Source organism: Rouxiella sp. Mn2063 (assembly GCF_049319665.1).
Classification (GTDB): Bacteria; Pseudomonadota; Gammaproteobacteria; order Enterobacterales; family Enterobacteriaceae; genus JBMOUD01.
This window is the reverse complement of record NZ_JBMOUD010000024.1, coordinates 1-12,940: the sequence shown is the minus strand read 5'-3', so window position 1 is coordinate 12,940 and position 12,940 is coordinate 1. Positions and strand designations below refer to the sequence as shown.

General features: G+C 45.2%; 10 protein-coding genes and 3 tRNA genes. 7 read left to right on the top strand and 6 right to left on the bottom strand.

Annotated features, from left to right (window positions below; translation table 11 throughout):
* Positions 1-385: 385 nt before the first annotated feature.
* The 3 genes from ACL9RG_RS21400 to ACL9RG_RS21390 all read left to right on the top strand — a co-directional run bounded on the left by ACL9RG_RS21400 (position 386) and on the right by ACL9RG_RS21390 (position 3,863).
* Positions 386-817, top strand: coding sequence for a hypothetical protein (locus tag ACL9RG_RS21400; RefSeq protein ID WP_422794683.1), 432 nt, complete (start codon positions 386-388; stop codon positions 815-817).
* Between the two features lie 541 nt (positions 818-1,358).
* Positions 1,359-3,074, top strand: a complete 1,716-nt coding sequence (locus ACL9RG_RS21395) for a LytS/YhcK type 5TM receptor domain-containing protein (RefSeq protein WP_422794682.1) — start codon at positions 1,359-1,361, stop codon at positions 3,072-3,074.
* Between the two features lie 42 nt (positions 3,075-3,116).
* Positions 3,117-3,863, top strand: coding sequence for a LytR/AlgR family response regulator transcription factor (locus tag ACL9RG_RS21390; RefSeq protein WP_422794681.1), 747 nt, complete (start codon positions 3,117-3,119; stop codon positions 3,861-3,863).
* 81 nt (positions 3,864-3,944) lie between these two features.
* Here the strand turns inward: ACL9RG_RS21390 and glk are convergent, their stop codons facing one another.
* Positions 3,945-4,907, bottom strand: coding sequence for a glucokinase (gene glk, locus ACL9RG_RS21385; protein ID WP_422794680.1), 963 nt, complete (start codon positions 4,905-4,907; stop codon positions 3,945-3,947).
* Between the two features lie 328 nt (positions 4,908-5,235).
* Positions 5,236-5,706, bottom strand: coding sequence for a multidrug/biocide efflux PACE transporter (locus ACL9RG_RS21380; RefSeq protein WP_422794679.1), 471 nt, complete (start codon positions 5,704-5,706; stop codon positions 5,236-5,238).
* A 131-nt stretch (positions 5,707-5,837) separates the two neighbouring features.
* Here ACL9RG_RS21380 and ACL9RG_RS21375 point away from each other — a divergent pair, with 131 nt between their 5' ends.
* Positions 5,838-6,722 carry a LysR family transcriptional regulator gene (locus tag ACL9RG_RS21375; RefSeq protein WP_422794678.1) on the top strand — a complete coding sequence of 295 codons (885 nt, stop codon included), beginning with the start codon at positions 5,838-5,840 and terminating at the stop codon, positions 6,720-6,722.
* Positions 6,723-6,739: 17 nt separating this feature from the next.
* Here the strand turns inward: ACL9RG_RS21375 and ACL9RG_RS21370 are convergent, their stop codons facing one another.
* Positions 6,740-7,969, bottom strand: a complete 1,230-nt coding sequence (locus ACL9RG_RS21370) for an Nramp family divalent metal transporter (RefSeq protein WP_422794677.1) — start codon at positions 7,967-7,969, stop codon at positions 6,740-6,742.
* A 425-nt stretch (positions 7,970-8,394) separates the two neighbouring features.
* Here ACL9RG_RS21370 and ACL9RG_RS21365 point away from each other — a divergent pair, with 425 nt between their 5' ends.
* Positions 8,395-9,582: a NupC/NupG family nucleoside CNT transporter gene (locus ACL9RG_RS21365; protein WP_422794676.1), complete on the top strand. Its 1,188-nt coding sequence runs from the start codon at positions 8,395-8,397 to the stop codon at positions 9,580-9,582.
* A 194-nt stretch (positions 9,583-9,776) separates the two neighbouring features.
* Here the strand turns inward: ACL9RG_RS21365 and ACL9RG_RS21360 are convergent.
* Positions 9,777-9,852, bottom strand: a tRNA-Ala gene (locus ACL9RG_RS21360).
* Between the two features lie 77 nt (positions 9,853-9,929).
* Positions 9,930-10,005, bottom strand: a tRNA-Ala gene (locus ACL9RG_RS21355).
* Between the two features lie 304 nt (positions 10,006-10,309).
* Between ACL9RG_RS21355 and ACL9RG_RS21350 the strand changes: the two genes are divergently transcribed.
* The gene (locus ACL9RG_RS21350; protein ID WP_422794675.1) at positions 10,310-11,104 is read left to right on the top strand and encodes a formate/nitrite transporter family protein; all 795 of its coding nucleotides are present in this window, start codon (positions 10,310-10,312) and stop codon (positions 11,102-11,104) included.
* A gap of 81 nt (positions 11,105-11,185) precedes the next feature.
* Here the strand turns inward: ACL9RG_RS21350 and gltX are convergent, their stop codons facing one another.
* Entirely contained in the window at positions 11,186-12,601 is a 1,416-nt protein-coding gene (gltX, locus tag ACL9RG_RS21345; RefSeq protein ID WP_422794674.1) for a glutamate--tRNA ligase, read from the bottom strand.
* Positions 12,602-12,863: 262 nt separating this feature from the next.
* Between gltX and ACL9RG_RS21340 the strand changes: the two genes are divergently transcribed.
* A tRNA-Val gene (locus tag ACL9RG_RS21340) sits at positions 12,864-12,939 on the top strand.
* Position 12,940: the final 1 nt, after the last annotated feature.

Genomic DNA, 12,940 nt, shown 5'->3' with positions numbered 1-12,940 from the left:
ATGGCCTTTTTTATCTCATGTTTTATTAAAATATTCGATTTTCATTAATCTATATTAGAAAGATCTTCCCAATAAATACCAAACACCTCGAAACTATTTCTATAAGAAATTATAAAAAACAAAAAAAAAGACACTACCTATTACAGTTAACCATTATTAGCTAGAAAAAATCATATTTAAAAAACAATCACACCAAAAATAAAAAAGTATATTTCAAACAATCAACCAAGAAACATCTCAATATTTGCACTCACAATCACAATCGTTATATTTATTTGGGTTAAAATAATCAGTTACTGGTTTTAAATTGACTTGGATCAATAAAAATTATCATTTCATGCCTATTATCGCCCCCTCTTGATTTATATATTTCACTTATGGATGAATGATGAAAAACAAATTAAAAATCTCTGCAATGGCTGCTGTATTAACTCTGCTGGCGGGTTGTTCTTCTTATAATACCAGTCAACCTACCTCTGCATTAGTAGGTAATGTTGAATCTTCAGTTAAAGCTAATATTACTGTTGGTGAAAAAATTGAAGGTCAAGCAACGGCAAACGTATTAATGGGCTTCATCAAATGGGGTGAAGGTAATAATTACGTTGATGGCGTAGACTACGGCACCGGTGGCGCATTATCTTTCGCTGATTCAACAGCTTCTGTAAAATCTGCTGCTAGTTACAATGCTGTTAAAGCCTCTGGCGCTGACTTGATTATTGCGCCTCGCTACGAAATCAATACTAAAGACTATGGCGTATTCAAAAAGATCCATGTGACCGTTACTGGTTACAAAGGTACTATTGCCAGCGTAAAATAAGTGCCAACATGAAATAAGACCTGTACTTATTTCTGTGTAGCTTTAGCGCGGAGAATAACTTCGCGCTAAATAGCATTCAAACCGTTATTTACATCAAAAGATCATCAAATGAACATTCAATTACGCAGGCTAGCAAACATAATAAAAAACTGCCCTCCCCTACGATAACCCCTAAATGATAACAACACGTCATTATAAAAAGTAAAACCATCCCCCCGTTTATATACCGAACCAAAACTTATACCTATTTATATTTATGAAAAATAAAAAAAATGCCTCAAACTGGTTAATCATCATCATAAAACAACGCTAATTACCTAGGATGAAATAAAATAAGATTCTCACATTATCATTTACTTCAACACCCTTTTCAGTCGATATATCCTGCCGTTCTCTTCCTCTTTTTATTAATTTAATAACACAACATTTTTCCGCTAAACAACAAGAAGCCTCCATCGCGGATAGCGCTGCCAATGGCATTTATCTATACTAAGCACCGAATCCATTACGCGCAGTAGCGTTTTTGCGCAGAGAGTCCGTCTTGCACGATATTTTTGATATGACACTGGCGGTATTTGACCGCGCCGCCCTGATGCTTATCTGCCTGTTTTTCCTGACGCGTTCGCGGGTATTTCGCAAACTGCTGCAAAAAGACAGCGCCGATCACACGGTACTTGAACTGGTTGCCGTTACCGCTATTTTCTCTCTGTTTGGCATTTTTGGTACGCTGTCCGGCATTCAGGTCGAGGGATCGCTGATTAATGTGCGGACTATCGCCATAATGTCTGGCGGGATACTTTTTGGCCCCTGGGTGGGGATCATTACCGGCATTATTTCAGGTGGCCACAGATTCTTAATCGATATCCACGGCGTGACGTCGATTCCTTGCTTAATTACCAGTGTGATCGCCGGTTTTCTTTCTGGTTACATCAACTTGCGGGTAAAGAAAAAAAACCTGTGGAAAGTCGGTATCATTGGCGGGATGTTATGTGAAACGCTAACGATGGTATTGATTCTACTGATGTCGAAACCTTTCTCGCTCGGGCTAGATATCGTCATGCATATCAGTGCGCCGTTGATTATTGGCGCAAGTTCTATTGGTTTAATCATCCAGTTAGTACAAAGCGTTGAAGATGAGAAAGAAGTGATTGCGGCTCGACAGGCAAAGCTTGCGTTAGATATCGCCAATAAAACTCTCCCCTATTTCCGCAATATCAATGCAGCCTCGCTATCCACTATCTGCGATATCATCCGTGAAGATATTGACGCTGATGCGGTAGCAATTACCGATACCAAAAACATTTTGGCTTACGTAGGCGTAGGGGCTGAACAGTACAATATTGGCCATGAGAAGATCAGTGAAACCACGAGAATCACCATTACTCAAGGTCAAATCACCATTAAAAATAATGATGAAATCGATAGAACGCCGCAGATTCACTCAATGATAATTATCCCTTTATGGGAGAAAGGTGTTGTCACTGGGTCGCTGAAGATTTACTACTGCCACGCGCACCGTATTACTTATTCCTTGAAGATTATGGCGATAGGCCTGTCGCAGATCATTTCGACTCAGATGGAAGTATCACGCGCAGAGCAACTACGTGAGATGGCGAATAAGGCCGAAATGCGGGCACTGCAAAGCAAAATTAATCCCCATTTCCTGTTTAATGCGCTGAATGCAATTTCCTCATCCATTCGCATTAACCCGGATATTGCCCGGCAACTGATCATCAATCTTTCCCGATATCTACGCTACAACCTTGAACTCAACGACGAGCTTATCGATCTGCGCAAAGAGCTACATCAGGTTCAGGATTATATCGCTATCGAACAGGCGCGCTTTGGTAGCAAACTGACCGTTATCTACGATATAGATGATGATATCTCGCTAAAAATCCCTAGCCTGCTGATTCAGCCACTCGTCGAGAATGCCATTGTGCACGGCATTGTTCCACGAAGTGGAAAAGGTGTTGTGGTCATCACAGTGAAGCGCCAGGGTAAGCAAATTAAAATTTCGGTAAAAGATACGGGTTACGGCATTAATCAAGATATTATTGATAGGGTTGCCAATAACGAAATGCCGGGTAATAGAATTGGGCTATTGAATGTCCATCATCGAGTAAAATTACTTTATGGTGAAGGATTGCAGATCACCCGCCTTAACCCAGGAACAGAAATCTCGTTTTTGATCACCCAAGAAGCTGGGCCGATTGTGAGCCAAACAGCCTTGAACCAGCGCCAAGATGCGTATTAATTTTAAGCCTTTTCAGTACCATCGTACCAAGGGAATACACCTGTGAAAGTGATTATTGTTGAGGATGAATTCCTGGCTCAAGAAGAGCTTAGCTACCTGATCAAAACCCACAGTAAACTCGATATTGTCGGCCGTTTTGATGATGGGCTTGATGTACTCAAATATCTGCAAAATCACCAAGTTGATGCAATATTTTTAGACATCAACATCCCATCGCTCGATGGCGTGTTATTGGCACAAAATATCAGTAAATTCGCTCATAAGCCTTACATCATTTTCATTACTGCTTATAAAGAACACGCAGCGGTTGCCTTTGAGATTGAAGCATTTGACTACATTCTTAAGCCATATCATGAGTCACGTATTGTGACGATGCTGCAAAAACTGGAAGCTCATTTTATCCGCGATAAGCAGCTGCAAAACCAACCACCCGCTGCCAATAATAACGCACGCCACAACAGCTACAGCATCAACCTCATCAAAGATGAACGAATTATCGTCACGGATATCAATAATATCTATTACGCAGCAGCGCATGAAAAAGTGACCAAGGTGTATACCCGGCGTGAAGAATTTACCATGCCGATGAACATCAGTGAGCTCTGCACCCGCCTTCCAGAAGAACACTTTTTCCGCTGTCATCGTTCATACTGCGTCAATTTATCCAAAATTCGCGAAATCGTACCTTGGTTCAACAACACCTACATTTTGCGTTTAAGCGATTTAGATTTTGAAGTGCCGGTAAGCCGCAGCAAGGTGAAGGAGTTCCGCAATCTGATGCGCCTGTAAGCGGAAAAAGCAGCGGGATATTAGAAAGAAAAATCGGAGCAAAATGCTCCGATTTTTAATAGCCAGAAAGCGGATCTGTTATTACAGCGTATAGCCAATAGATTGGCGCAGGTAAGCGCCAGCACCAAGCAGACCCGGCTGATCGTGAGTGATCATATAAACCGGGATATCCATCAGGTAGTCTTTGAAACGCCCTTTATCTTCAAAAGCCGCGCGGAAACCAGAAGCCTTAAAGAACTCAAGGAAACGCGGCACAATTCCACCGGCAATATAAACCCCACCGAACGTACCCATTGTCAGCGCCAGATTGCCGCCAAAACGGCCCATAATCACACAGAACAACGACAATGCACGGCGGCAGTCGAGATTGTCCTCTAATGCCAGCTTAGTGACGTCTTTCGGCTCCAATTTTTCCGGCTCACGGCGATCAGATTTAACAATAGCGCGGTACAGGTTAACCAAACCTGGGCCTGACAAAATACGTTCGGCAGAAACATGTCCCATTTCGATACGCAACTGCTCAAGAATAATATCTTCTTCTTCACTGTTCGGGGCGAAGTCAACATGGCCGCCCTCACCCGGTAAGCTCAACCAACGTTTATCAGCGTGAATCAAGTGGGCCACCCCTAAACCAGTTCCGGCACCATAAATCACCGCTGGCTTGCCGTCTTGTGGCTTCTTCCCCCCAAATTGCAACAGGTCACGCTCTTCTAACATCGGGACCGCCATTGAAACGGCAGTAAAATCGTTGATCACTTCGAGGTTAGACAGACCAAGACTCTTTTTCATCTCTTCAATGGAGAAAGCCCAAGTGTGATTGGTCATTGCCACCCAGTCACCAGTGATAGGGCAAGCAATCGCAATGCATGCGGCATCGACTTGCTGGTGTTGTTGGTCTAAATAGTAGCGGATTGCCGCTTCAAGGCTGTCATAGTCCAGCCCTGAAAATGTTTGCGCCTGAGAAATTTCACCATTCTCAAGCGCACAGAGTGCCAAACGACAGTTGGTGCCACCTACATCACCGACCAAAGCGTATTTGCTCATTTTATTCTCCGCTATAAGATGTCGCAGATCCTGGGCACAGCACTATCATGACGCGTATTTTCGCGCACAAGATTGAGCAGTAATAGCCAGCAGGATGTTGAGTACTTTAAGATTTAATGCAGGCAAAATAGCGGTAAACGCCAATAGCTGCAATGTTCATTTGAGCTATTACAGCTATACCCAAGAAACTTCGGATGCGTGCAGGCGGTAATCGAGAGACAAAGCAGGAAGAGAACCCGTCAGAAATGCAGCCGCAGACAGTCTAAAGCGCCGAAAATATAAAACTAGTGCATCGGAACGCCAGACACTTTTCTGCGGCTAATAAAGGTTAAATACGATCGCCGACTTTCGGCAACCCATTGCTTAATAAACGCTGGCGCAGCAAATCATAAACCCAGTTGTAGGCGATGGTATAAGGCAGGAAGAAAAGGAAGAATCCAATCTCCAGCATAAACGCCGACCATAATCCAATACCAAGCCACGCGGCAGCAATCGGCAGACCAATCAGAATAAATCCGCCTTCAAAACCCAATGCATGGGAAATCCGTATCGCTAAGGTCCTCGGAACCTTGGATTGCGGCCATAATTTATCAAACAAGCTGTTGTAAATAATATTCCATATCATCGCCGAAGTTGAGAGCATTAGCGCCAATGCCCCCATATCAAACATTGATTTATCCAACAGCCATGAGGCTATTGGTGCAGAAATCAGTATTGCCATTACTTCAAAGCCCACGGCATGAGCTACCCTCTCAGGAAAGGATCTTTTCTGATTGTTTGAGGATTGATGCGTAGACATATTTACCACCTTATTAATCTTTACTCCGACCTGAATTAGGCCAATGACGCAGATTTTATTGATTTTAAAGATAGATGAAAGATAGGAAGTATCGATAAAATAGATAGAACAAGATAAAAGGAGATAACATATTGCGCTACTCGCCTGAAGCATTGCTGGCTTTTATCGAAACGGCTGATACCGGCTCTTTCTCTGGTGCGGCGCGTAAGCTGCGTAAAAGCCAATCGACAATTAGTACCGCCGTTGCCAATCTTGAAATCGATTTGGGCCTGACGCTATTTGATCGCTCAGGCCGCCAACCGAAACTCACTGCGCAAGGGCTTCGAGTATTAACTCACGTCCAAGAGATATTGGCCGCCAGCGAGCGCCTTGATGAGCTGGCAGTCCGTTTATCAACGCAAATAGAAACGCGGCTGACATTTGTTCTGTCCGACACTTATCAGCCCACGCACCACGAAGCCTTACTTCGGCGCTTTGAACAACGTTATCCCGATATTGAATTTGAGTGTCTGATTGCCGAGGATCAAGATGTGATAGATCTGCTGCAAAGCGGCCGCGCTCATCTAGGTGTTATCACCGTGCAACCAAACTACCCGCCGGATATTGCCGTCGCCCGACTACCTGAACAAACTGAGATGTCCATTTTTGTGGCACAGGATCATCCTCTCGCCGCTATTGATGAGGTATTACCCGAGAGATTACATACTTTCCGCCAGCTCTACCTACAGCCTTACAGCCGCCCCAGCACGAAACAGGCACACGGCTTAAGATGGTCAGCGCCAAGTTATTTAATGCTTTTGGAAATGGCAGAACAGGGATTTGGATGGGCTATTTTGCCGCATTGGATGGTTAAGCAATTTGGTCATAATAAACTGGTTGCTATCAAAACGCGCGACTGGCCTAAATTAGTTTCCGTCGATGTTGCCTGGTCTAAGAATAACCAGCCGGGCCCGGCTGGTAGCTGGTTTATCGACCGGCTACTCTCGCCTTTACAGCCCGACTCGAGCGACAGTTGAAACAGCCCGCGAGCAGGCTATTTCAACATGCTAATTAACAGATAAATATTCAGGCTGACGACCAGCACGACGATGACCCAGCCGGTATATTGCATCGGGCGTGAGTTAACCATGTTCCCCATCAATTGGCGATTACCGGTAAACACCAGCAGCGGCAGCAACGCCAATGCAATACCAAAACTGAGCAGGACTTGGCTCATCACTAATATGCGCGTTGCATCTAATCCCGCCATGATCACGATAAAAGACGGCAGCATGGTAATCGTTCTGCGTATCCAGAGTGGAATATAGAACTTAACAAAGCCTTGCATCACCACCTGTCCAGCCATGGTGCCCACTACCGTGGAAGAAAGACCGGCTGCCACCAAACTCAGGCCAAAGGTTATCGCAGCGGCATCACCTAATAGCGGTTTTAAAGTGAGATAAGCCTGATCCAACTCGCTAATGCCGCTATGACCGCTAAAGTGAAACGCTGCCGCAGCCGTTGCCATCATTGCGAGATTCACAAAACCGGCAATGGTCATCGCAATGGCAACATCAAGCTTGGTCGCCGAATAACGCTCTGCTTTTGAGTTATCCTCTGAACGCTGGGTTAACGAAGAGTGCAGATAAATAACGTGCGGCATGATGGTTGCACCTAATACACCGGCGGCAAGATATACGGCGTCGCTACCGGATAACGTCGGGACCAACATCCCTTTGGTCAACGCACCTATATTCGGTTGCGAAAAGAATAATTCGACGATATAGGCGGCTGCGACAAACAGTAATAACCCGCCAATCACCAATTCAAGCGGTTTCTGCCCGCGATTTTGCAGGGCAAGAATAATAAAGGTCGCAATACCGGTGAGCACCGCACCTTGTAATAACGAGACGCCTAGCAGTAATTTAAAGCCAATGGCTGCACCAATAAACTCGGCTAAGTCGGTCGCCATGGCGATAACTTCTGCCTGTATCCAGTAAGCCCAAACAGCCGGACGCGGAAAACGGTCACGAATGTGTTCCGCCAGATTCTTATTGGTGGCAATCCCTAGTTTGGCAGACATGAGTTGAATCAACATCGCCATGATATTGGCCCACACAACCACCCATAACAATTGATAACCGTAAGAGGCACCGGCCTGAATATTGGTCGCGAAATTGCCCGGGTCGATATAACCAATAGCGGCAATGAAGGCTGGTCCCATTAATGAGAGCTTAATCTTTCTTGATGAGCGCCCAGAGGATCCAGTCTGGAGATTGGACATATCAACTTACCCTTACAGTTAGTACTATTACCAAGATTGCGATGACCGATAAGATAGCCAAATGATAATGATTATCAAGCATGTGCGCGATGTTATAAGTAATTGTTGTGATAGGTAATAAGCAAAAGCAATGGCATTGCTCAGCATCATTCATGTTAAATTTGTTTTTTACCTAACGAGCGGATTTAATTCCTTAAAACAGACTTTTGACCATATTTTGAACGTAAGACGTACATTCATAAAGTTAACATAATAAGCCAAATTATAATTATCTTTCTTAACATTCTGATTTTTAATGCTATATCAGAAGAAATATTGAGTTTTACGTCCTATTTTTCTATTTTTGCAATCTAAGTCTCGTTTTTAATGTACGCGTTACATAGAATGTCCGTCGAAATTTAGCCTGCCTCAAATTTGGAGCACCCATGTCCCGTATACTGCACTTCGTGTTAGCTTTGGCCGTGGTCACTATACTCGCTTTATTAGTGAGCCGTGACCGCAAAAATATTCGACTGCGATTCATTGTTCAATTGCTAGTCATCGAAGTCCTGTTAGCCTACTTCTTCCTTAATTCCGAAGTTGGATTGGATTTTGTAAAAGGTTTTTCGAATCTGTTCGAAAAACTTCTTAAATATGCAGCTGAAGGGACCGGCTTCGTATTTGGTGGTATGAACGAAAAAGGATTAGCTTTCTTCTTCCTTAATGTTTTGTGCCCTATCGTATTCATCTCTGCACTGATCGGTATTTTGCAGCATTTCCGTATTCTGCCAATCGTGATCCGCGCTATCGGTACTGTTTTATCAAAGGTCAACGGCATGGGGAAATTGGAATCCTTCAATGCGGTAAGCTCTTTGATCCTAGGTCAGTCAGAAAACTTTATTGCCTATAAAGACGTGCTGGGCAAAATGTCTGAAAAACGCATGTACACCATGGCAGCGACCGCAATGTCGACAGTTTCAATGTCAATTGTGGGCGCTTACATGACCATGCTGGAACCAAAATATGTGGTTGCCGCTCTGATCCTGAACATGTTCAGTACCTTCATTGTGTTGTCTTTGATCAACCCTTATAAAGTTGATAGCGAAGAAGACCTGCAATTGTCTAATTTGCACCAAGGCCAAAGCTTCTTTGAAATGCTCGGTGAATATATCCTGGCTGGTTTTAAAGTTGCAATTATCGTTGCCGCGATGCTGATTGGTTTTATCGCCCTTATCTCTTGCTTGAACGCAATCTTTACCAGCATTTTCAATATTAGCTTCCAAGGCGTGTTGGGATACGTGTTCTATCCGTTTGCCTGGATTATGGGTGTACCAAGCCATGAAGCGCTGCAAGTGGGCAGTATTATGGCAACCAAGCTGGTCTCGAACGAATTCGTGGCCATGTTGGACCTGCAAAAAGTGGCCGGTCAGCTGTCGCCACGCGGCGTAGGTATTCTGTCCGTATTCTTGGTGTCATTCGCTAACTTCTCTTCTATCGGCATTGTTGCTGGTGCGATTAAAGGTCTGAATGAAAACCAAGGTAACGTGGTTTCACGTTTCGGTTTGAAACTGCTGTACGGCTCAACGCTGGTTAGCGTACTGTCAGCCTCTATCGCGGGCCTGGTTTTGGCATAAGCCCTTATCAGCAAGATTCGCAATAATGACTTTCTAAAGGCGCTACGGCGCCTTTTTTATTGGCTGTTGTTGGCGATAGACAGAAAGAGAAATAACGTCAGAAGGGATTGATGATGACGCGTAAAAAAGGCGAAAGGAAAAATGGCGGAACGCAAAAAGCAAAAAACCGGCCAGAGGCCGGTTTCTTTAATATTTGGTGGAGATAAGCGGGATCGAACCGCTGACCTCTTGCATGCCATGCAAGCGCTCTCCCAGCTGAGCTATACCCCCACACGAGGTGTTCATAATTTAATTTCTTACGCTTATCCGGTAAACCGTCAAGCAACCAATCGTCTCTGAGAAGAGATTGGTGGAGCTAAGCGGGATCGAACCGCTGACCTCTTGCATGCCATGCAAGCGCTCTCCCAGCTGAGCTATAGCCCCGTTTCAGACAGATTAAACTCTGTGAACGGGGCGCATAATATGAAACCCAATCCATACTGTCAATGAGTAAATAGATTTATGCCGTCAAGCGCTGAAAAAGGCGTCAACTCGCGGGTATAACAGGAGTTTTTCATCTGATGGCAGATAAAATGTGATCTGTGCATGTAGCTGTCCCACATATATTGAATAATTGCAGATATACCCCTATTGGATTATTACAAGATGTGTATCCCACCTTGTCTTAAGATAATACTGAGATTACCCTGCTCTCGTTTTGTCCCTAACCTTACTATAGAGCACACTCATGTCCCTTAATTCACCTAAAGAAATCGCCTCGCTGGCCGTGACTTCTGGCATAAATAAAAGCCGGTTGTCCGTCACTAATTTGTTAGTCCTCGGTTTTCTGGGCGGCGCTTTTATCGCTATTGGCTTCTTACTCGATTTGCATGTAGTAGGGACACTACCTGCATCTTGGGGTACGTTCGGTGGCCTGCTCGGTGCGGCAGTCTTCCCTGTGGGTTTAATCTTAACCGTGCTGGCAGGTGCTGAACTACTCACGGGCAATATGATGGTTCTGCCTATCGCCTGGTTTGCCCGCCAAATCAGCCTATATTCAGTCATCCGTAACTGGTTCTGGGTTACTATCGCTAATTTAATTGGCAGCCTTGCCGTGGCTTACTTCTTTGGCCATGTGCTCGGTTTAACCGAAGGCGCATTCCTGGCTAAAACCGTTGCCACCGCACAAGCAAAAGTCAGCGCTGATTTTATGCATGCGTTTGTTTCTGGTGTTGGCTGTAACTGGCTGGTATGTCTGGCGGTCTGGCTGGCTTTCGCCAGTAAAGATGTTGGCGGTAAAGTGATTGGCATATGGTTCCCGGTAATGGCATTTGTGGCTATCGGTTTCCAGCACGTTGTCGCTAATATGTTCATCATCCCTGCGGCTATTTTTGCCGGCGCGCTGTCATGGTCACAATACCTGCCTAACTTCACGGCAGTATTCTTGGGTAATGCCGTAGGTGGCGCAGGCTTCGTCGCCCTGCTTTACTTTATCGCTTATCGTCCAAGCACCGCGGTTGAAGCACAAAGCTCATCTCGCTAAGCACTAGCAAGATCAGAAGCAAAAAAGCCAGCCTTTATTAGGCTGGCTTTTTTAATGGTAGGCCTGATTGAACAGAAAGGCTTATTGTTGCGCTTCACGCTCAGCAATAAAGGCTAATGCCTGGTCAATACGCGCCAACGTGCGGCGCTGACCGATAGCGTGAACAGTAACGTCCATGCCAGGAGATTGACCTGCGCCTGTTACCGCAACGCGCAGTGGCATGCCGACTTTGCCCATGCCAACGCCCAGCTCGTCCGCCGTGCCTTGAATCGCGTTATGAACGTTTTCAGCGGTCCAGTCAGTAATCGCCGCTAATTTCGCACGCACCGCTTCTAATGGTTGTGCTGCCACCGGACGCAGGTGTTTCTTCGCCGCATCAGCATCAAACTCGGTGAAATCCTCATAGAAGTAACGGCACGCTTCTGCCATTTCTTTCAGAGTCTTACAGCGCTCACCTAACAGTTGAACAATCTCGAACAGTTGCGGACCATTGCGGGTTTCAATACCCAGTTGCTCAACGTGCCACAACAGATGGGTCGCTACGTATTGCGGGTCCATCGTATTAATGTAGTGGTGATTCAACCATTGCAGCTTTTCGGTATTAAAGGCGCTGGCAGATTTGCTCACGTTCTCTAAAGAGAACAGCGCTTTCATCTCATCAATGCTGAAAATTTCCTGATCGCCGTGAGACCAGCCTAAGCGCACCAAGTAATTTAACAGGGCTTCTGGCAAGTAGCCGTCGTCACGATACTGCATCACACCAACTGCACCGTGGCGCTTAGAGAGTTTTTTACCGTCGTCACCCAAAATCATTGATACGTGTGCATAGACAGGTACCGGTGCACCCAGCGCTTTGAGAATATTGATTTGGCGCGGCGTGTTGTTGATATGGTCTTCACCACGGATAACGTGAGTAATTTCCATATCCCAGTCATCAACGACAACACAGAAGTTATAGGTTGGTGAGCCATCGGTACGACGGATGATCAAATCATCCAGCTCATCATTGCTAAATTCGATTGGGCCGCGGATCTGGTCGTCAAAAATAACCGACCCTTCTTGTGGATTGCGGAAACGCACGACGCAAGGCTCGTCATCAGCGTGATGATCGTGGCTATCACGACAGCGGCCGTCATAACGTGGCTTTTCATTATTTGCCATTTGCTCTTCGCGCAGCGCTTCCAGACGCTCTTTAGAACAGTAGCATTTATACGCTGTACCGTTTTCCAGCATTTGATCGATAACATCGTTATAACGGTCAAAACGCTTAGTTTGGAAATATGGGCCTTCATCCCATTCCAGATTCAACCAATTCATTCCATCCATAATCGCATCAATAGCGGCTTGAGTAGAACGCTCCAAATCGGTGTCTTCTATACGTAGTACAAACTCTCCGCCAAGATTACGAGCAAATAGCCAAGAGTAGAGCGCGGTACGTGCGCCACCAACGTGCAAATAGCCGGTTGGGCTTGGAGCAAAACGGGTTTTGATTTTCATCTGAAAACAGCCTTAATCTGGCAACGCGTAAAAACGTTGCTATCTATTAACTAAAAAGTGGCTGTCATTCTACCACTCTGCACTGAATCCTCAACGCTGTGACAGCTATCAAGTACTCGATTCACCCCATTGATGCATAAAGAATAGACTCGATTGCACGCAAAACTCGCGCCTTGCCTAAAATTACGACGAACAGGCAGTTTTGTTTTTAAAAAGCGTTGACGTAAGTTCAACTATCCCTATAATGCGACTCCATCACGACGGGCGATTAGCTCAGTTGGTAGAGCATCTCCTTTACACGGAGGGGGTCGGCGGTTCGAGCCCGTCATCGCCCACCAC

Excerpts from the sequence above, each read along its gene's own strand:
- ACL9RG_RS21400 (WP_422794683.1), top strand. The coding sequence starts at position 386 with ATGATGAAAAACAAATTAAAAATCTCTGCAATGGCTGCTGTATTAACT.
- glk (WP_422794680.1), bottom strand. The coding sequence starts at position 4,907 with ATGAGCAAATACGCTTTGGTCGGTGATGTAGGTGGCACCAACTGTCGT.
- ACL9RG_RS21380 (WP_422794679.1), bottom strand. The coding sequence starts at position 5,706 with ATGTCTACGCATCAATCCTCAAACAATCAGAAAAGATCCTTTCCTGAG.
- ACL9RG_RS21370 (WP_422794677.1), bottom strand. The coding sequence starts at position 7,969 with ATGTCCAATCTCCAGACTGGATCCTCTGGGCGCTCATCAAGAAAGATT.
- ACL9RG_RS21365 (WP_422794676.1), top strand. The coding sequence starts at position 8,395 with ATGTCCCGTATACTGCACTTCGTGTTAGCTTTGGCCGTGGTCACTATA.
- ACL9RG_RS21350 (WP_422794675.1), top strand. The coding sequence starts at position 10,310 with ATGTCCCTTAATTCACCTAAAGAAATCGCCTCGCTGGCCGTGACTTCT.
- gltX (WP_422794674.1), bottom strand. The coding sequence starts at position 12,601 with ATGAAAATCAAAACCCGTTTTGCTCCAAGCCCAACCGGCTATTTGCAC.